The organism is Leifsonia sp. A12D58, assembly GCF_047530025.1.
Taxonomy (GTDB): Bacteria; Actinomycetota; Actinomycetes; order Actinomycetales; family Microbacteriaceae; genus Cryobacterium.
The window spans coordinates 308,378-326,443 of the sequence record NZ_JBLJAT010000001.1 but is presented as its reverse complement, the minus strand read 5'-3'; the positions used below and the strand labels follow the sequence as shown (position 1 = coordinate 326,443).

The 18,066-nt window shown below is 64.0% G+C and carries 17 protein-coding genes; 3 read left to right on the top strand and 14 right to left on the bottom strand.

The genetic code is table 11. The annotated features are described in order from the left end of the window. Positions 1-30 precede the first annotated feature (30 nt). From ACMT3I_RS01655 to ACMT3I_RS01635, 5 genes are read right to left on the bottom strand one after another with little or no spacing between them, the layout of a single operon-like run. On the bottom strand, positions 31-1,188 hold the full coding sequence (locus ACMT3I_RS01655) for an FAD-dependent oxidoreductase (protein ID WP_414802699.1): 1,158 nt from the start codon (positions 1,186-1,188) through the stop codon (positions 31-33). Further along, positions 1,181-1,939, bottom strand: coding sequence for a methyltransferase domain-containing protein (locus ACMT3I_RS01650; RefSeq protein ID WP_414802698.1), 759 nt, complete (start codon positions 1,937-1,939; stop codon positions 1,181-1,183). The genes ACMT3I_RS01655 and ACMT3I_RS01650 overlap by 8 nt, the downstream gene beginning before the upstream one ends. A gap of 3 nt (positions 1,940-1,942) precedes the next feature. After that, positions 1,943-3,175, bottom strand: coding sequence for a type III polyketide synthase (locus ACMT3I_RS01645; RefSeq protein ID WP_414802697.1), 1,233 nt, complete (start codon positions 3,173-3,175; stop codon positions 1,943-1,945). A 58-nt stretch (positions 3,176-3,233) separates the two neighbouring features. After that, positions 3,234-4,064 (bottom strand): phosphatase PAP2 family protein, encoded by an 831-nt coding sequence (locus tag ACMT3I_RS01640; RefSeq protein WP_414802696.1) that lies wholly within the window; start codon positions 4,062-4,064, stop codon positions 3,234-3,236. A 55-nt stretch (positions 4,065-4,119) separates the two neighbouring features. Then, positions 4,120-5,037, bottom strand: coding sequence for an NADP-dependent oxidoreductase (locus tag ACMT3I_RS01635; protein WP_414802695.1), 918 nt, complete (start codon positions 5,035-5,037; stop codon positions 4,120-4,122). Positions 5,038-5,269: 232 nt separating this feature from the next. Between ACMT3I_RS01635 and ACMT3I_RS01630 the strand changes: the two genes are divergently transcribed. Together ACMT3I_RS01630 and ACMT3I_RS01625 are read left to right on the top strand one after the other, a co-directional pair. After that, the gene (locus ACMT3I_RS01630) at positions 5,270-5,719 is read left to right on the top strand and encodes an Hsp20/alpha crystallin family protein (protein WP_414802694.1); all 450 of its coding nucleotides are present in this window, start codon (positions 5,270-5,272) and stop codon (positions 5,717-5,719) included. A 237-nt stretch (positions 5,720-5,956) separates the two neighbouring features. Then, positions 5,957-6,889 (top strand): phosphodiesterase, encoded by a 933-nt coding sequence (locus ACMT3I_RS01625; protein ID WP_414803509.1) that lies wholly within the window; start codon positions 5,957-5,959, stop codon positions 6,887-6,889. Here ACMT3I_RS01625 and ACMT3I_RS01620 read toward each other — a convergent pair. The 7 genes from ACMT3I_RS01620 to ACMT3I_RS01590 all read right to left on the bottom strand — a co-directional run bounded on the left by ACMT3I_RS01620 (position 6,846) and on the right by ACMT3I_RS01590 (position 15,297). Further along, positions 6,846-8,630, bottom strand: coding sequence for a stealth family protein (locus ACMT3I_RS01620; protein ID WP_414802693.1), 1,785 nt, complete (start codon positions 8,628-8,630; stop codon positions 6,846-6,848). The genes ACMT3I_RS01625 and ACMT3I_RS01620 overlap by 44 nt on opposite strands. Positions 8,631-8,837: 207 nt before the next feature. Then, positions 8,838-9,209, bottom strand: coding sequence for a DUF488 domain-containing protein (locus ACMT3I_RS01615; RefSeq protein WP_414802692.1), 372 nt, complete (start codon positions 9,207-9,209; stop codon positions 8,838-8,840). Further along, positions 9,209-11,104, bottom strand: coding sequence for a thioredoxin domain-containing protein (locus ACMT3I_RS01610; RefSeq protein ID WP_414802691.1), 1,896 nt, complete (start codon positions 11,102-11,104; stop codon positions 9,209-9,211). The genes ACMT3I_RS01615 and ACMT3I_RS01610 overlap by 1 nt, the downstream gene beginning before the upstream one ends. 82 nt (positions 11,105-11,186) lie before the next feature. Then, a complete protein-coding gene (locus ACMT3I_RS01605; protein ID WP_414802690.1) occupies positions 11,187-12,608 on the bottom strand; it encodes an NtaA/DmoA family FMN-dependent monooxygenase in 1,422 nt (473 codons plus the stop codon). Positions 12,609-12,711: 103 nt separating this feature from the next. After that, on the bottom strand, positions 12,712-13,377 hold the full coding sequence (gene pnuC, locus ACMT3I_RS01600) for a nicotinamide riboside transporter PnuC (protein ID WP_414802689.1): 666 nt from the start codon (positions 13,375-13,377) through the stop codon (positions 12,712-12,714). Further along, positions 13,374-14,300 (bottom strand): siderophore-interacting protein, encoded by a 927-nt coding sequence (locus tag ACMT3I_RS01595; protein WP_414802688.1) that lies wholly within the window; start codon positions 14,298-14,300, stop codon positions 13,374-13,376. Before ACMT3I_RS01595 ends, pnuC begins: the two co-directional genes overlap by 4 nt. A gap of 112 nt (positions 14,301-14,412) precedes the next feature. Then, complete coding sequence (locus ACMT3I_RS01590; RefSeq protein WP_414802687.1) at positions 14,413-15,297, bottom strand: NAD(P)-dependent alcohol dehydrogenase; 885 nt, start codon at positions 15,295-15,297, stop codon at positions 14,413-14,415. Positions 15,298-15,445: 148 nt separating this feature from the next. Between ACMT3I_RS01590 and ACMT3I_RS01585 the strand changes: the two genes are divergently transcribed. After that, positions 15,446-16,057 (top strand): TetR/AcrR family transcriptional regulator, encoded by a 612-nt coding sequence (locus tag ACMT3I_RS01585; protein ID WP_414802686.1) that lies wholly within the window; start codon positions 15,446-15,448, stop codon positions 16,055-16,057. Here the strand turns inward: ACMT3I_RS01585 and ACMT3I_RS01580 are convergent. Beyond that, positions 16,039-17,367 (bottom strand): aminotransferase class V-fold PLP-dependent enzyme, encoded by a 1,329-nt coding sequence (locus tag ACMT3I_RS01580; protein ID WP_414803508.1) that lies wholly within the window; start codon positions 17,365-17,367, stop codon positions 16,039-16,041. The genes ACMT3I_RS01585 and ACMT3I_RS01580 overlap by 19 nt on opposite strands. Beyond that, entirely contained in the window at positions 17,367-17,969 is a 603-nt protein-coding gene (gene msuE / locus ACMT3I_RS01575) for an FMN reductase (RefSeq protein ID WP_414802685.1), read from the bottom strand. The genes ACMT3I_RS01580 and msuE overlap by 1 nt, the downstream gene beginning before the upstream one ends. Positions 17,970-18,066: the final 97 nt, after the last annotated feature.

Genomic DNA, 18,066 nt, shown 5'->3' with positions numbered 1-18,066 from the left:
CCGAACTCGAATTCGTGCGCCCGCCGGCACCTACAACCAACGCATCGTGAACGCGCGCGCCACCACGCCATTGGCTGGCGGAAGCGCAAGCACCCGCACCACACTGTTGCGCGCACGCAGCGGCACGCCGTCGATGGGGCGACCCATCGCCATGTTGAAGCCGGCCTGACGCATCGCCATCCTGGCCTTCGATCGGCGATGTTGGTCGTAGCGACGGAGGCCGGCGAGCGTGTCCGCTGCAGCTGTCGCTCCAGCTACCGATCCGCGCACCGCCTGTTCCAGCGCCGGAGCGAGTTCAAGCACATCAAGCCAGCCGAGGTTCATACCCTGCCCACCGATCGGACTGATCTCATGCGCCGCGTCTCCCACCAGCACCGTGCGGCCAGACACAAATCGCCCCGCCAACCGCTGCCTGGCCGTGAACGCACTCGGCGTGTCAGTCGTCGCCGGCAGCTGCACGCCAGTTCGCGAGCGGATGATGTCGGCCAGATCGGCACCGGACGCCCCGGTCTGCAAACCAGCGGTCAGCGCCACCCACCGCCGCTGGCCACCCGGAAGCGGCAGCGATTCAACGACTCCCGACCGCTCAAAGTAGAGCACGGCGATCGACTCGAGCGCTGCATCCGCTGGAAAATCGGCCATCAGATAGGTCTCAGGATGCCCGTACTCCCGCCAGGGGATGCCAGCCGCGGCACGCACCGTACTGCGCGCACCATCGGCAGCCAACACGAACCTGGCATCGATCTCGCCTGCGCCTTCCCCCTGCTCCACCCCGACAACGACCCGATCGGGCAGATCACGCACCGACGTCACCCGCACGCCACGGCGAAGGGCGCCGGGAGCCAGCGAGTGAAGCCGCGCCGCAAGCAGCTCCTCTGTCACATGTTGCGGCAGCGACGCCACGAACCGATGCTCCGTCCGCAGCCGATCGAATGTCAGGCTGCCGAGGCGTGACCCGTCGCTCCACACCTCGCCGTCCCGAATCCGAGCTGCTCCTGCCAGCACTGCGTCGGCGACACCCGCGTGCCCGAGCGCCACCAGCGAGGGCGGATGGATGCCGATGGCCCGCGACAATCGCGCCGGTTCCACACGCTGTTCAAGCACTTCGATGTCGAGGCCGCGCTGCGCCAGCACGCACGCCAGCAGCATCCCAACCGGGCCACCGCCCACGATGACGACATCACGCATCCGGCTGCCCCCGTGACGGCCGGAGTGACGGATGCCGCCACCGCAACACCAGCCGCGACGGTAGTTCGCGGGTCACGTCCCAGCCAGACGCGAGGCCGGCATCCTTCAGGTCCTGCAGCCCCGCCCGTAGTTCCGTCGCCGTGTAGCTGCGTCGAATCGACGTCAGGCCGTCCTCCCGAATGAACGAATCACGAAACAGTGGCCAGGTGCCGAGCCCGAAGCCGACGTATCCCCAGCGGCTGCGCTCGATGTCGGAGTGCAGCACCTGCTGCAAACAGAGTCGTTCCGAATCCACCATCAACGCACCGAGCTCGACGGCGGTCAGGTGATGAAGCACGTGGTTCGAGATCACGAAGTCGAAGCGTTCGCCCCTGGCCACCAGGTCAGAACTCAGCTCGGTGCGAAAGGTGAGATCGGGCATGGTCGGCTGGCTGGCGGTGAATTCGTGCGCCCTGGCATCCGGGTCGATGGCGGTGATACTCAGCCTCAACCTGTCGCGCTTGGCCCACCGGCTGAGCGACCGAGCGACGTCTCCACCTCCGGTTCCGATATCAAGCAGGGTGCTCAGGCGGTCGGGCGACAGTGTCGGTCTGATGTCTCGCAGATACGTCAGGCGCCATCCCGACAGCACCGCATTGACGTAGCGAAAGTACAGATAGGTGTTGCGCAGGCGCCCAGCATCGCAGTCCGGTGAGTCCATCACCTCATTGATATCGTCGGCACGAAGCGCGAGCGATGGGATTACCCGCACGCTTTATCCGCGGATGACGCTGAGCAAAGCGCTCTCGACAGTGAGGCCAGGCCCGAAGGCCATGGCGCAGGTGCGATCGCCGTCCTCGGCCCTGTCGCTGTCCAGGATGGCTTTCATCACGAAGAGCACCGTGGCACTCGACATGTTTCCGTAGGTACGCAACACCTCGCGCGAGGGCACCAGCTGCTCCTCGCGCAGCGCCAGTTTGGCCTCGGTCTTGTCGAGGATGCTGCGTCCGCCCGGGTGGATCGCCCAGTGCGCGATCGCCCTGTCGAGCGGCTGCTCGAGCGTCGCTACCTGACGCGCTCCGTCCGGCTGCAGCGCAGCGTCAGCAGCCACAACAGTTTCAGCCCGCATCCCCTCAGCAAAGACGCTCAGTTGCTCGTCTTTGGCCAGCAGCGGAGCGAGAGCCCCCTCGATGTGCTCGTCAATGATGTGCGGCACATACGAGCTCAGCACCATCTCAAAGCCGGCATCGCCGATCTTCCAGGCCATCGCTCCCTCACCGACCGGCGTGATCACCGTCTCGAAGTGGTCGAGCGTGAACGCCTTCTCGCCGGGAACCGGATGCCGCGCACTCACGATTCCCGCTGCGGCACCGTCTCCGAACAGCGACGATGCAACTATCGTGTCTGGGTCACTCGATGAACGCAGGTGCAGTGAGCAGAGCTCGGCGCTGACCACGAGTACGACAGCATCAGGGTTCGCGTCAACAAACTGCTTGGCCGTGCGGAGCGCTGGCATCGAGGCGTAGCAGCCCATGAATCCCAGGTGGTAGCGCTGTGTCGCCGGGTTCAAACCCAGCTCGCGCACCAGCATGTAGTCGGGACCAGGAGCGTAGAACCCCGTGCACGACACCGTCACCACATGGGTGATGTCGGCCGCCTCGACGTCTGGGCATGCTGCGAGTGCCAGCCGCCCTGCCTCGACGAAGAGCTTCGTCGCCTCGACAATGTAGAGCTCGTTTCGCAACCCTGTGCTCGGTGACAGCAGCTGTTGCGTCTCCGAATCGAAGAACTGCGGCTCCGCGGTCGAGTGTCCTGAACCAGGATCGAGCGTGAGCTCCTCGATGACCGTGCGGCGCGTTTCTATCCCCGACATATTGAACGACGTGGTGACCAGCCGCTGGGCCAATCGACTGAGACCATGTTGCGCGGCGAAAACGTCGCGCACTTGATCCTGCACAAGAATTGTGGGAGGTACCGCAGTCTGCAGCCCCCTGAGCGTGACGACCATATGGCCAGTGTTACACGCGAGTTCTCCGGATGATAGTGCTGATCGCGCTCACATTCAGTCAGGGCAGTCGCGCGAAGGTGCGCACTGCCATCACTGCAAGAGTGAAGCCAACGGCGATGATCGCGGCGACACCACCGATGTAGGCAATCACCGTATCGGGGTCGTCCTTCGTCGAATTGATCAGGGTGAGCACGAATGCGATCGCTGCCACCACGATGAACGGGCCGAGCAACCACAGCAGCAATCGCGACCTGGAGGTGGTGCGCACTTCGGCCCGTCCGGGAACGAGCACAGCAAGCAGGAATCCGGCGACGCAACCCCAGAAGGCGACCACCAGCAATGCCGCAATGACATCGCTCGGCCTGTGCCACTGGTTGGCGAGAGTCGATGCCCCGGCAATGACCGTGTATGCACCGCCCAAACCGGCGACGATGGGCCGTGTCCTGGCGCTGGAAACCAGAAAGACCGCCAGAGCGGATGCCGCGGCCACCGTCGTATGCCCCGAGGGGAATGAGTTGTCAGCGAAGCCCTCAACCCCCAGGTCCGGACGCGTCAGGATCGCATATTTCAGGATCTGCGTCGAGGCAGCTGCGGCCGCGGCAGCGGTCAGGGCGACGACGAATGTGGTCCAGTTCTTGCGCACCAGGACGATGACCACAGTCAATACGAAGCCGATGACTCCCGAGATCGCCGGCAGGGTGTCAAGCAGTCTTCTCGTGAACGGGGTGACGCTGCGCCAACCAAAATCCGCGCCGTTATATGCCAGCTGATCGATCAGCTGCCCGCTTTCGGTGCGCACGAAATAGAGGTACAACATCGTGAACGCGGCAACGATGCAGGCGCCGGCAAGTAGATACCTGCCGGGGCTGTTCGTCGGATTCTGGCGCACCTAACAACCTTCGCACACCACGATAGAGGAACTTTCCATACGGGCGACGCGGGCCTCACACCAGGCTGAGCACAACCTTGCCGCGCACATGCCCCGTCATGAGGTGCTCGTATGCATCGCGCACGCGTTCGAGGGGGTAGACGCTGTCGATAGGGAAGACGAGGTCGCCTGACGCGATCAACTCGGCGATTTTCTCGAGCTCTGGCAGGGCTGCTTGGGCACCGCCGACTCCCTGGATTCCGGCATCGGTGCGGTGGCCCCTGGCCGCGATGGTGTTGATGCGATTGCCCGGCACGCCGAGCTTCAGGGCAGCATCGATCGTTGCGGGCCCGTTGTTGTCGAGTGCGGCGGTGAGGTGCGGCGCCACAGCGCGCACCCGATCAACCAGACCCTCGCCGTACGCGACCGGGATGATGCCGAGTTCGCGCAAGAATTCATGGTTGGCTTCGCTCGCCGTGCCGATCACCGTCGCCCCGGTGCGCTTGGCCAGTTGCGCTGCAAGCACCCCGACTCCGCCGGCCGCAGCGCTCACGAGGACGGTGTCCTTCCGAGTGAGGTCAAGCGAGTGCACTGTTGCCCACGCCGTGCGTCCCACGATGTCGAGCGATCCCGCTTCGTCCATACCCAGGCCGGCGGGCTTGCGAATCACCTTGTCCGCATCGATGATCACGAAGTCGGCCTGAGCGAACATCCGCCTTCCGCCGAGCACCTCGTCGCCGAGGTCGAAGTCGACCACGCCGCTCCCGATCTCGTCGACAACACCCGCGAAGTCATTGCCGTTTCCGCATGGCGGTACAGCGTGATAGGCCGCAGCAGTCGGACCTCCGTGCAGGATCTTCCAGTCGACCGGATTGAGGCCCACTGAGTGGACCTGCACCCGGATCTCCCCTGCCGCGGGTAACGGCGGATCCTCATGCACGATGTGCAGCACGTCGATGCCACCGAATTCGTCAAAACGCACGTAGCGAGCCATGTCGCACAGCCTAGGCAGTGCGCCCGATTCCGGCTAGGCCGATGCGAGTCACCGTACAACGCGCCATCAGACTCCGGATTGGCGGCGTCGCTGAGAGCCGACTGAGAATTCGTCAGCTCCATTGGCGGGCAACAATCACGGGTGTTAAATTGGACATAGTTGAGTCAAGTCGACTCAACTTTGAAAACTTTGATCACGAGTCGGGCCACGGCCCGAAGCAAGGGAGTAGAAAATGGCATCGAACTTTGACCCACTTCGCGACCTCGACCGTTTCGCAGGTGCCCTGTTTGACAACCGACTCGGACCGCGTCGGATGCCGATGGATCTCTACCGCGACGGTGACGTCTACGTCCTGAGCGCCGACATGCCCGGCATCGATCCTGGCTCTGTCGACATCGACGTTGACGGCCAGCTGCTCACCATCCGCGCTGAACGCACGCTTGCCAACCACGAGGGCGTCAAGTGGATCACCCGTGAACGCCAGGCCGGCTCGTTCCTGCGCCAACTCAATCTCGGCGAAGGAATCGACATCGAGAAGATCAGCGCCACTTACGCAAACGGCGTGCTCAGCATTACGCTCCCCGTCAGCGAACGGGCTCGCCCACGCAAGGTGAAGGTCGAAACCAACATCGGCGAAGACACCCTCTCTGTCAAGGAGAGCCACAAAGACGTTGCTGACTAAGAACGGTTGAGCAACTCAGAGCGGTTGAGTAACCACAACAGCGCACTGTGTGTCGCACATAGTGCGCTGTTTCACGTCACCGAAGGTAGCTTTTTACCCGCACATGAATGTCGGGCGTACAGTTCCAATACGCGTGGCGTACACCAATCGTTCAAGAACGCGTGATCGAATATCGGCAGTACCGTAAGTGCGCGCGCGACGAGTTCGCACTTGTGAACGAATGGAAGCTCTGTGAGCATGCGAACGGCCGAATACCCCAGGCCGGACCATTTCCTTATCCATGTGAGTGACACGCACCTCCTTGCCGCAGGCAATCAGCTGTACAACTCGGTTGACAGCACCAGACACCTGGTCGAACTGTTCGCCGAGCTAGAGACATCCGGCTGTAGACCTGAGGCCATCGTCTTCACCGGCGACCTCGCCGATCGCGGCGAGCCCGGCGCATACGACAGGCTCAGGGAAATCGTGGAACCCGTTGCCGAACGCCTCGGTGCGCGCGTGATCTGGGTGATGGGAAACCACGATGACCGTGCAACTTTCCGTACGGCCCTGCTCGACGAGAAGCCGACTACCAGTCCGATCGACAGCGTGACCGAACTCAACGGACTGCGGATTATCACGCTTGATTCCACAGTGCCGGGAGCCCACCACGGCGAGGTGACACAGGCCCAGCTCGACTGGCTCGACAACATCCTGGCCGTGCCTGCACCTGACGGCAGCATCCTGGTGATGCACCACCCGCCAATCCCCAGCGTGCTTGATCTTGCGGTATCGGTCGAACTGCGCGACCAGGGACCGCTCGCGAGCGTGCTCCGGGGAACGGATGTGCGCAGCATTCTGGCCGGACACCTGCACTACTCCTCGACGGCGACCTTTGCCGGCATCCCGGTGTCAGTGGCATCCGCCACCTGTTACACCCAGGATCTGACAGTGCCTGTCGGCGGAACACGCGGTCGCGATGGCGCCCGCGCGTTCAATCTCGTGCACGTCTATCCAGACACAGTGCTGCACTCGGTCGTTCCGCTCGGCAGTTACGCCGCCCTCGACTACATCGACGCAGAAGAAAGCGCGCGCAGACTGGCAGAGGCCGGCATCCGGATCATGCCGGCCGGAACCATATCTGCGTTTAGGGAGCCACCGATGACGCGGCCGATCCGCGTTCTGAATTGAGCAGCTCCACGGCTTCAGGCTGAAGCGCGCCACCGGGCTGCTGGGTAGCCAAAGACTGCGGCTCATCCTTCTCCCACGGCGCGGGGAACGGGAAGTACCGCTCAAGGAATTCGGTGACGGCCTCGCGACGGACCTCGTCTGAGATCTCGGGGAAGCTGCCATCGTTCAGGCAGAACATGTCTTGGTCGCGACGCTTGCGCAGCTTGTCCATCTGGCCGAGCGCACGTTTGAGCGTTGTCTCGACGTATAGCGAGCGAGCCTGTGCCTGCGTCACCGCGCGTCCGGTCATCAGCGCGTAGTAGTGGTACAGCGAGTTCGTCACCGAGATGTCGGTCGACGAACGGAACCGGCTGGCGGCAGTGCGGGCGAAGTCGTCGGGGAACTCCGCTTCGAGTTCACGCATCACGCTCTTTCGCAACGGGGCAGCAGTGTGCTCCAGGTGCCTGGTCGTCACCTTGCCGAAGCGCTCATGCAGCAGCGCCCTGTTGACGCGGGCCGCGTTTTCGAAGCCGCTGCGGAATGGTTCGTTCTCCCCCAGGCCGATGCGCGTTGAGGCCTCGATGAACTTGGAGACACCGCCGGGCGAAAAGAACAGGTCTGGTCCGATCGGGCGGCCGAAGAACATGTCGTCGTTCGAGTAAAGGAAGTGCTCTGCCAGCCCCGGGATGTTGTGCAGCTGGCTTTCGACGGCGTGCGAGTTGTGGGTCGGCAGCACGCTCGGGTCTGCGAAAAACTCTTCGCTACGCATGATGGTGACCCTCGGGTGGTCAGCGAGCCATGCCGGCGCGGGTGAGTCTGTCGCGATGAAGATACGGCGGATCCACGGGGCGAACAGGTAGACGCTGCGCAGTGCGTACTTGAGCTCGTCGATCTGGCGGAACCTGGCGTCGGAATCGTCGCCCTCCCCCACCACGTATGCCTGCATCCGCTTGGCGCGCTCGCGCTGGAAATCGCTGGATGAACCGTCGACCCAGGAGAACACGAGGTCGATGTCGAAGCTCACGTCGCTTGCGAGGTCGTCGAACATGCTCTGGAATGTGCGCCACGTGCGACCGTGCAGCTCGACAGTCATCTCACGAGCTTCTGCGCGGGGAAGCGTTGTACGCATCACGGCGTTCTCGACAGGGGCGATGATCTCGTCGTCTTCGAACCGCCAGAGCTCGAACTGGAACGCGGTTTCTGCTCCGTAGCGCAGACGGCCGATGGGCTCGATCCGCGGCCGATACACACGGAAGACGTTTGACGATCGGTAGGTCATCAGGCCGTCATCGGCGAGGAGTGCAGAGCCAGACTCATCCGCGTGGGTGTCGCCGTTTGCCTCGATAGTGACGGGCCGCACGTAGAAAGGTTCGTTGGCGAACTCCTCGGCAAGAACCCTGGTGATCTTCTTGCGCTTCGATCGATCGACGGCAATAGCCAGGCGACCGCCGTCGCCGCGAACAAGCAAAAACTCGATGTCGGCGCGGGTGAGCGCGTCGTACACGGCCACCAGATCGCTGACCATCGACTCATGGGGAGTGAAGTGTCCGCGCGCGAGGGTTATTTCACCCTTACGCACCACCACATCGTCTCGATCAAAACGGCGAGTTCTCGCATCTGTTGCAACGAGTACCAGCTCGGGCTCCCGACTGAGCGAAAGCACGGGAATTGCCCCGGTATCGCTGCCAGCAGAGTCAACCTTGCGGAAGCCGTCGCCGTCGCCCTGGAGCGAATTGTCGTCTGATCGATCGATGGGTGCCATGGTCCTCCTGGAAATGGAATCACGTAATTCGGAGCACTGAAATATGTGCTTGAAGTGGATGCGTTCGCTGCTGAACGTCGGCGCTTGGCCGCTGTGGGCTATCCCGGTGCCCGGCTTTAATGCCGGAAGAACACCAGTGGCGCTTGGCTCAGTCTATGCTGCAGTCGCAGGATTTCCGACAGCGAAAATATTGAGAGTATTCGCAGGCTATTCATTCAGGAAATCAGCAAGGATCCGAGCGTGATTCACCTTCGGATCATGGGCTGCATAGAGCAGCGTTGTGGGCTTGTCCGCGTCGTCGTTCTGGGCGATCAGACCGGCAAGGGCAGCGACTGCAGCGACGCTCTCCGGCCGTTCGGTGAGCTCGGCTCGATACCGGGTAGCGAACTCCTGCATCCGTTCCGGATCGTGGTTCCACCAGGTGCGCAGGTCGGGGCTCGGTGCCACGTCCTTCACCCAGGCATCAAGGTGTGCGTCTTCTTTCTTCACGCCTCGCGGCCAGAGGCGATCGACGAGCACACGGCATCCGTCACTGTCTGCCGGTTCATCGTAGATTCGTTTGATCTGTACGTCGCTCATCATTCAATTGTGCTGTCACCGACAGCCGTGGCCAAGCCGCGGGCCAGTCCGTCGGGATCGGTGACCGGAAGTCGACAGACGAAGTCGTGGCAGAGATAGGCGGTGGGCAGCCCTCGAAGCGAGGTGCGTCCCGCGCAGAGTTCGAAACCGGCATCCGCCCACAGGGCAGCCTGCGCGTCAGTGACGATGACACGCACGGTGACGCCGACAGACATCCGGATGCTCGCGACGAGACCATGTGGATCGCTCACCGCTGAGCCAGCGTCCGGTGACACCACGACAAGCTGACGCCCAGGCTCTGTGAGCTGTGTCATCACGGCCAGCGCAGCGCCAAATGCCAGGGGTCGCTCGGGAGCAAACGGCGCAAGCACAGACATCGCGCGCTCGGCAGCCTCCCGGTAGCGGCGCTCTCCCGTCAGCTCGAACAATCGTCTGGCTGCATCGGCCGTCGCCGAGATCCCTGACGGGTATGCCCCCTCTGACGGGTCGATCTGCACGGCGAGACCCTGGGCGGCCAGGATCGGGTCTGCCCCTCCCGGAACCCTGAAACGCAGGTCGGCATCGAGCGTGCTGTCGACGAGGCTCCTGGCGGTATCCGCGTAGTGCACCTGCCCTGTCGCCATGGCGAGGTCGAGGAGCCCGTTGGCGAACATCCCGTAGTCCTCGAGCGTTGCACGCGCCGACGAGAGGCGGTTGTCGATCGATGCCCTGGCCAGCTGCTGGTCAGAGCCGAGATGGTGCTCAAGCACGAAGTCTGCTGCTGCACTGGCTGCGTCGATCAGTGCAGCGTCGGCGAATGCGAACCCGGCGTTCGCGAGGGCGCCGATCGCCAACCCGTTCCAGCCGGTGAGCACCTTCTCGTCCCGTGCAGGTGGTGTCTGCTCGGCTCGATCCTCGGCTTCCAGTGCGTAATAGCCACCCTCGGTGCGCTGGCCGTTCACTGCGCTTTCGGAGTCCTGCGCACTGGCGAATCCGCCACCGGGCAACCGCATGACCTCTGTCAGGAAACGCGCAACCCCTGTCGCAACGATGCGCGCCCACTGGTCACCGGTGAGCTGCCAGGCTCGGGTGTAGAGGTCGAGCAACTGGGCGTTGTCGTAGAGCATCCGTTCATAGTGCGGCTCGCTCCAGTCGGCTCGCACCGCGTAGCGGAAGAAGCCGCCCTCGACGGGGTCGCGCAGGGGGGAAGCTCCCATCCGCTTCAGGGTGCGGAGTGCGAGTTGCTGGCCGCTGCCCGGATGCTGCAGCAGGAAGCCGAGTGTAGGCGCGACGGGAAACTTGGGGGCGCCGTCGAAGCCGCCATGCGTCGTGTCTTCATAGGCGACGAGCTCTGAGACCGCGTTCTGCAGTTCTTCGTCAGTGGGCAGCGGGGCGCTCGATGCCCCGAGCTGGGCGGCAGCCTCGGCGAGCGCCGTCGCGATCTGATCGGCGCTGGCCAGCACGGCCTCACGCTGAGTGGCCCACGTCTCGACCACCGCGTCAAGCACCTGCCTGAATGCCGGATGTCCCTGCATGGGCCTGGGTGGAAAATACGTGCCGGCGAAGAATGCCTGCCCTGTCGGCGTCACAAACACGTTGAGGGGCCAGCCCAGTTCGGCGGTGAAAGCGCTGGCGGCGGCCAGATAGCTGGCGTCGACATCCGGATGCTCTTCGCGATCGACCTTGATACTCACGAAATTGTCATTGAGATACTCGGCGAGGGCCGGATCGCTGAAGGACTCCCTGGCCATCACGTGGCACCAGTGGCAGGTCGAATAGCCGATCGACACCAGTACAGGGACATCACGCCTGGCCGCTTCTGCAAATGCCTCTGGGCCCCAGCCGTACCAGTCGACGGGGTTGTCGGCGTGCGAACGCAAGTACGGGCTGATGGCCGTGGCAAGTCGATTGGGCATGTTCCATTCTGCATCCTGGCCGTGCGAGTAAGCCCGAGGTTGCTCGGCGCATTCGTCGGCGCCCTTCGCCGGCCCAGCGTTGTTATGCGCTCCTGACGCTCTCGGCTGACTCTCGCTGCTCCCGTTCAATTGTGTGCAGATTGCGCGGGCGATCGAGCCCCAGGTGGTCCCGCAGGGTGCGGCCGGTGTACTCAGTACGGAATAGTCCCCGCCGCTGCAGCTCGGGTACGACCAGCGTCGTGAATGCCTCGAACTGATCGTTCATGAATGCAGTGAGCACGTTGAAGCCGTCGACAGCGCCAGAGGTGAACCACAGTTCGAAGTGGTCGGCGATGGCCTGGGCATCGCCGACGATGACGGATGACGGGATGACGTGGGTCACCAACAGATGCCGGTATGTGACGGGTCTGGACGCGCTGCCGATGCGTCGGCCAGTGCGTGAGGCAATGGTCTCAAGCAGCTGCTTGCCGACATCACTGAACCGTGCGGCGACACGCACAGGAACGGGGTCATCGAGGTCACGCGGACCGAGGGCAACGCCGACAACAGGCGAGAGCGCCCTGATGCTGCGTCCCTTCGGGAAGTCATCGGCCTTCGACAGCTCTCCGCCGTCATCGAGAGGAACCAGGGAGATCAGCGTGTCGAAGATCTCCCAGGCCTCCGCCTGAGTCTTGGCCACGATCGGCAGCACAGGCGTGATCACCTTGATCTGTTCGGGATCACGCCCGATGTTCAGAGCCTCCTGCTTGAGATGCCGGGTGAAGGCGACCGCTTCCGAGAGCGACGGCAGGGCGACAAGGGCCAGGTCGGCCTCATCCCGCACCAACTGGCGCGAGCGCAGCGAAGTGCCGGCATGGACGATCGGTAGCTGCCCCTGCACGGGACGGGCGACGTTGAGCGCTCCTGCGACCCGCACGTGCTCACCGCCATACTGGGCTTTGTGCAGTTTGGTGGGGTCGATCAGCACGCCGTCCTCACGGTTGCGTACAAACGCGTCGTCCTCCCAGCTGTCCCAGAGCAGGCGCAGGGCATCGACGAATTCTCCGGCCTGGTCGTAGCGATGCTCATTGCCCCAGTGCGCATCCCGCCCATGGTTTCCTGCAGCGCGAGGCTCTGCTCCCGTCACCAGGTTCAGTCCGGCTCGTCCGCCGCTCAACCTGTCGACGGATGCCGTCGCCCTGGCCAGGGCGTAGACATCCGTGTACGTGGTGTTGGCCGTGGCGATCAGGCCGATCTTCTTGGTGACGCCGGCCAGATAGGTGATCGCCGAGAGCGGGTCGATGCGCGCGAGCAGGTACGGGTCGCGAAACTCGAGGTCGTGGCCGGTCGCCAGCCAATCGCCGAAGAAGATGTAGTCAAGCTTGGCCGCTTCGGCCAGCTTGGCGGTCTTGCGCAACACTGCCGTGTCATCGAGCGGGTTGTTATGGGCGCCGGGATAGCGCCAGCCTGATGGGTACGCGCCGACGGCCCTGAACATTGCCCCGAGAATGATCTGATCGCTCATGACTGCACGCTATGTGCCGCACGTGTGCACCGGCGAGCGTGTTACGCCAGGCAGTTCACACGGCGCAACTGGGCGTAACCTGGCGGGCCTCGTCTTGACGGACTCAGCTGAGTGCAGTTGCCAGCTTCGCGCGGCGCTGAACCCGCATCCAGACGAAGAATCCGATCAGCGTGAACACACCGTAGAAGACGTACAGCAGAGCAGATGCGTAGTATCCGGCGCTGACGAGCAGCGGCACGCCGACGATATCGACGGCCACCCAGATGAGCCAGAACTCGGTCCAGCCCTTCGCCATGCCGTATGTGGCGAGCAGTGAGCCCGTGAAGATCCAGGCGTCTGCCCATACCGGCTCAAATGAACCGAGCGCGGTGAAGATCGGGGTGAGCAGCAGGGTGCCACCGACCATGCCGAGGCCGAGAAGAATCCGAACGCGATTGCCTGCCCACCGGGGAGCCACTGCGACGTGCGTCGGTGAGTTGCGACTCCTCGACCACTGGTACCAGCCGTAGATCGACACGGCGATGAACATGAGCTGCCTACCGGCCTGGCCGTAGAGGTTGATGGGGTTCGGCGTATCGAACACCGCACCGAGGAACACCGTGAACAGCAGCGCGTTTCCGACGATGCCAACGGGCCAGGCCCAGATTCTGCGCCGCATCCCGCCGAGCGCGCTCGCCAGCCCGAACATGTTTCCGACAATCTCACGCCACAGGATCGCCTGATTGCCGATATGCAATTGGGCGTCGAAGAGCCACTCGATCACGTTCATACGCGGGGCGGACGTTCATCGCGCGTCGCATCGAGCTGCGCTTCTGCCGCGTCGACGGGCGCACTCCACTCGCGTTTGGCCGAGCGCCAGCCGTCTTCAGCCAAGCCCCGCTTCCAATAGCCGGAGATCGACAGGAACTCGCGCGGCACGGCCTTGTCCACGCGCAGGAACCGACGGATCTCACGCACGAACCCGGCGGCGCCGTGCACGAATGCGTGCACCTGGCCCTCGGGGAACGGAAGGTCGCGCACGACGGCGACGATGGCGGCGTCGGGGTCCGTGTCCGACTCGACGTCCGCGCCAGAGCCCGTTATGCCCTGTTCGTCACGGTGCACCCAAGTCACCTCGAGCTGCGCCGCGGTGACAAGGGGGTACTCATCGGCTGCGGTGCCAACCTCGATCACGGCAACGGCGGTGGCCGTGGCTGGCAGAGCCTCGAGCGCACGCGCGATGGCGGGCAGCGCTGAGTCATCGCCGACGAACAGGTGCCATCCGGCATCCGCTCTGGGTGAGTACGCCCCGCCAGGACCGCGCACATACAGTTCGTCACCGGGTTGCGCCGCGGCCGCCCACGGACCGGCGACACCCTCATCGCCGTGCACCACGAAGTCGATCGACAGTTCGCCGAGTGCCGCATCCCAGCGGCGCACCGTGTACGTGCGGAGCACTGGCCAGAATTCTGTCGGGTGATCGAGCTTGGCCTGTTCGACGTCGTACGGCACCGCATAGGGCGCCCCGCTGGGCGCGAAGATCAATTTCACGTAGCTGTCAGTGGGTGCGGACTCCGCCATCGGAAAGTCGGCCAAGCTATCGCCGCCGAACACCACGCGCACCATGTGTGGGGTGATCCGCTCCGTGCGCAGCACGCGAGCGCGCGCAACTGGATGAACTTTTCTCTCACGGGGCAAGTCTGTTGCGGGCACGCGCGAGATCCTCTCTGGGCGATGGGGCCAGTCTGTGGCCAAGGACCAGCCTACGCGGCCCGTCCCGCCCGTTCCGCTCGGCCGGCCCGCGTGCCCGTCAGGCACAGGCCCGTCAGGCCAGGACTCGAACCACGGTCTTTCCGCGCCCGCCGCCTGCCTCGAGCGTTCTGTGCGCCTCGGCGATGTCGTTGAGCGGGTAAATTCCGTCGATCACCGGAACAATCCCGCCGGCCTCGACGATCGTGGTGAGCTCCGCAATCACGCCTCGCGCGGGTTGGCCGAAGAATGTCCGAATCCGCTTCGGTCCGTACACGGCTGACAGCACGATGGCCGACATGCTCCCGATCGAGCTGAATGCGATCGTCACCATGCGGCCATGCGTCGACAGGTGTCTCCGATACCGCAAGAGGTCGGATCCAACGGTGTCCACGATCACATCGAATTCTCCGAGATCGTCAACTCGTGTCGTCCTGCGATCCAGGGCCACGTCGGCACCCAACGACAAAACAAGGTCAATGTTTCGATCGCTGACGAGAGCGGTCACGTGCGCACCGAGGGAGTGCGCGTACTGCACAACCACACTGCCCACCCCACCGGCACCGCCCCGGACGAGCACGCGATCACCAGCCTTGACTCGAGCTGTGTCTCGTACAGCGGTGATCGCCGTGACGCCAACGGCAGGCAAGGCGGCGGCATCCACGTCATTCACGTTGAGTGGCATGATCGCGAGCAAGGACGCCTCAATGGCCATGAATTCGGCTGCTGCTCCGGTCGTGCGAGGGAAGAAGCCAGCCTTGATCCCCCAGACCCGGTCACCCACCCGGAATCCGGTGACGTCGCTTCCCACCGCCTCCACCGTTCCGGATACGTCGATGCCGCTGCCCTGCGGAAAGCGGCGCCCAGCGAGAATCCTGAGCGAACCGCTGCGTGTATCCGTGTCCATCGCATTGACGCTGGTGGCGGCCACGCGCACCAACACCTGTGATGTTGTCGGCACGGGGACCGGAACCTCGACGATCCCCAGAACAGCCGGACCCCCGTATTTCGAGAATTGAGCAGCACGCACGAGGTCTCCTTCGATAAGTGGAACGACCGTTCCAACTAGGAACGCTATCGTTAACTGGCACGACAATTCCACTTAGTGCGTGTTCCACGACAGAGAGAAGGCACCCATGGCCGCGACGGGAGCAGCCGAGCTGCGCGTAGACGCCCGCGACAATCGCGATCGCATCGTGACCGTCGCGAGCGACGCGTTCGCCGAGCTCGGGACAGGCATCTCCATGACCGAATTGGCCAAACGGGCTGGGGTAGGCGTTGCCACGCTCTTTCGACGATTCCCCACCAAGGAAGCCCTGATCGATGCCGTGTTCTCCACCAGCGTTGCCAGGTGGCATGGACGCCTGGGCGAGGCCATGGCCGAGCCGCACGCATGGGGCGCCCTCCGCACGATCGTCGAAGAGATTGCCGCCGAACAGGCCCGCCATCCGGCGTGCGCCGACATGCTCGTCACCTCGTTCCTCCACGGCGACGGCTATGTCGCTGAGAGAAGAAGCATCGAGGCAGGATTTTCGGAGCTCATCCGCCGGGCACAGGCCGACCACCAGGTGGTCGCCGATCTCGAATGGCGTGACTTCACGCTACTCATGGAGGCCAATGCAGGTGTCGTCATGGCCGCAGAGGGCGATGCCGCGGATGCCTCTGGCCGCCTGACGAATCGGTTGCTGGATGCGTTCGAACGTCAGGCCCCGCAGCCGTAGTAGCCGACGCCAGCCTCGAGCACTGGCGCCCACTCCGGCCGTGGCCGGTCGTCACCGCTCACGCCCCACTGCCCATCGATGAGCTCATAGGTGGAGACCGGGCCATGTGCGAGATAGGCGGCCACGGCGTCGACGAGGGCTGCGACATCCGCTGCCGATGAGCCAACGCCCACGCTGGCACGCAGCGCAGGCTCCGTGATTCCGAGTCTCGCGAGCAGCGGATGCGCGCAGAACTTGCCGTCGCGTACACCGATGCCCCGCTCGGCAGAGAGGTAGGTGGCCAGCAACCGGGAGTCGACGCCGTCGACGGCGAAGCTGACAACGCCGACCGGGGCCGTGGAGTCGGGGAAGATCTGCAGCACACGCACGCCAGGCAGCGCGGACAGCCCGTCGACCAGCTGGGTGCGAAGCTCTGCTTCATGCTGGTGCCACTGTGCATCGTCGAGGTCGGCCAGCGCTTGCAGTGAGCGCGCGAGCAAGGCGACGCCGAGCACGTTGGGAGAGCCTGCTTCGTGCCTGGCCGGTCCGGTGCGCCACGTCGTCTCATCGAGCGAGACGCGGCTGACGGCTCCGCCCCCGAGCAGGTACGGTGCACCGGCATCCAGCCAGTCACCCCGACCCACGAGTACCCCCGCGCCGAATGGCGCATACGTCTTGTGCCCCGAGAACACCAGGTAGTCGATGCCATCGAAGGCCAGGTCGACCCTGCGGTGCGGAACTAGCTGCGCTCCGTCGACGGCCAGGCGGGTGCCGTACCGATGGGCGATTGTCGCCAGCTTCCGTAGGGGCAGGGTCTCCCCCGTCACGTTGCTGGCTCCCGTGACAGTGAGCAGCGCCGCCGGACGCTCGGCGAGGGTCGCCGCCACCCTCTGCAGCGTTTCGGCGATCGTCGCCCCCGCGGTGATCACCCGGCCATTGGTCTGGGTCCACGGCAGCAGGTTGGCGTGGTGCTCAATGTCGAGCAGCACCGTCTCGCCTGGCACGATGCCGGCAAGCAGGTTGAGCGAGTCAGTCGTATTACGAGTAAAGATCACCTGGTCGTTCTGGCGGGCCCCGACGAAGTCGCCGACGACGATCCGGGCGTTCTCGTATGCAGAGGTCGAGACCTGTGACGCGTAGCCTGCCCCGCGGTGCACGCTGGCGTAAAGCGGCAGCAACTCACTGAGGTGCTGGGCGACGACGTCGAGTGCCGGTGTGGATGCGGCGTAGTCCAGGTTGATATAGCGCGTGCTGCTTCCGTCAATGAGCGGAACCGTGAGGTCTTGGCCGACGACCGGAAGCAATGGACAGTCAGAGATGGGCACGGTGATCACCAGACGATCGCGGTTGAATCGGCGAATACGTCGGCTGGCAGGCTTGCCCGGACAAGCGGCAGCCCCCGGGCGATCGCCTGCGCGATGCGGTCGCGCAGTGCCTCATCGGTCACCTGGTAGTTGGTGAACTCCGAGTCTTTCGCATAGACGCCGAGCGGCAGGGTGAGCGCTTGGAAGAAACTGAACAGCGGACGGAACTGGTGCTCAAGGATGAGCGCATGCCTGTCGCTTCCGCCGGTTGCCGCCAAGAGAACCGGCTTGTCGATGAGAGCGTACTGGTCCACGAAATCAAAGACGTGCTTGAACAGGCCAGTGAACGACGCCCGGTACACCGGCGAGGCCACGATGAGCAGGTCGGCGTTCTCAATCAGCCGGAGTTCAGCCTCTGCCGCTGCAGACAGTTCGGAGCGATTGAGCGCACCTGAGAACTCGCGTCCGACAACGCTGAGTTCGATCAGGTGCACGTCGCTCGACATTTCTCGTGCGTCGATCGCCATCTCGCGCTCCAGGGCAGCCACGATCTCGCGCACGAGCACCGTGGTTTTCGATGGTGCGTGCAAGCTGCCGGATACGGCGACGACGTTCAAGGTGTACGACATAGTCCGACGCTATGCCCGGCGTTTCAGAAGCTGCTAGAGAGGGTGACACACGGCGTAAGAGTCGTCGCGGAACGTAACATCCGCCCGCCGCAGTTGC

What these genes read in the sequence shown, in the direction of transcription:
- ACMT3I_RS01610 (WP_414802691.1), bottom strand. Translation starts at nt 11,104, where the DNA reads ATGCCCAATCGACTTGCCACGGCCATCAGCCCGTACTTGCGTTCGCAC.
- msuE (WP_414802685.1), bottom strand. Translation starts at nt 17,969, where the DNA reads ATGTCGTACACCTTGAACGTCGTCGCCGTATCCGGCAGCTTGCACGCA.
- ACMT3I_RS01620 (WP_414802693.1), bottom strand. Translation starts at nt 8,630, where the DNA reads ATGGCACCCATCGATCGATCAGACGACAATTCGCTCCAGGGCGACGGC.
- ACMT3I_RS01645 (WP_414802697.1), bottom strand. Translation starts at nt 3,175, where the DNA reads ATGGTCGTCACGCTCAGGGGGCTGCAGACTGCGGTACCTCCCACAATT.
- ACMT3I_RS01630 (WP_414802694.1), top strand. Translation starts at nt 5,270, where the DNA reads ATGGCATCGAACTTTGACCCACTTCGCGACCTCGACCGTTTCGCAGGT.
- ACMT3I_RS01655 (WP_414802699.1), bottom strand. Translation starts at nt 1,188, where the DNA reads ATGCGTGATGTCGTCATCGTGGGCGGTGGCCCGGTTGGGATGCTGCTG.
- pnuC (WP_414802689.1), bottom strand. Translation starts at nt 13,377, where the DNA reads ATGAACGTGATCGAGTGGCTCTTCGACGCCCAATTGCATATCGGCAAT.
- ACMT3I_RS01605 (WP_414802690.1), bottom strand. Translation starts at nt 12,608, where the DNA reads ATGAGCGATCAGATCATTCTCGGGGCAATGTTCAGGGCCGTCGGCGCG.
- ACMT3I_RS01635 (WP_414802695.1), bottom strand. Translation starts at nt 5,037, where the DNA reads ATGGCTCGCTACGTGCGTTTTGACGAATTCGGTGGCATCGACGTGCTG.
- ACMT3I_RS01625 (WP_414803509.1), top strand. Translation starts at nt 5,957, where the DNA reads ATGCGAACGGCCGAATACCCCAGGCCGGACCATTTCCTTATCCATGTG.
- ACMT3I_RS01615 (WP_414802692.1), bottom strand. Translation starts at nt 9,209, where the DNA reads ATGAGCGACGTACAGATCAAACGAATCTACGATGAACCGGCAGACAGT.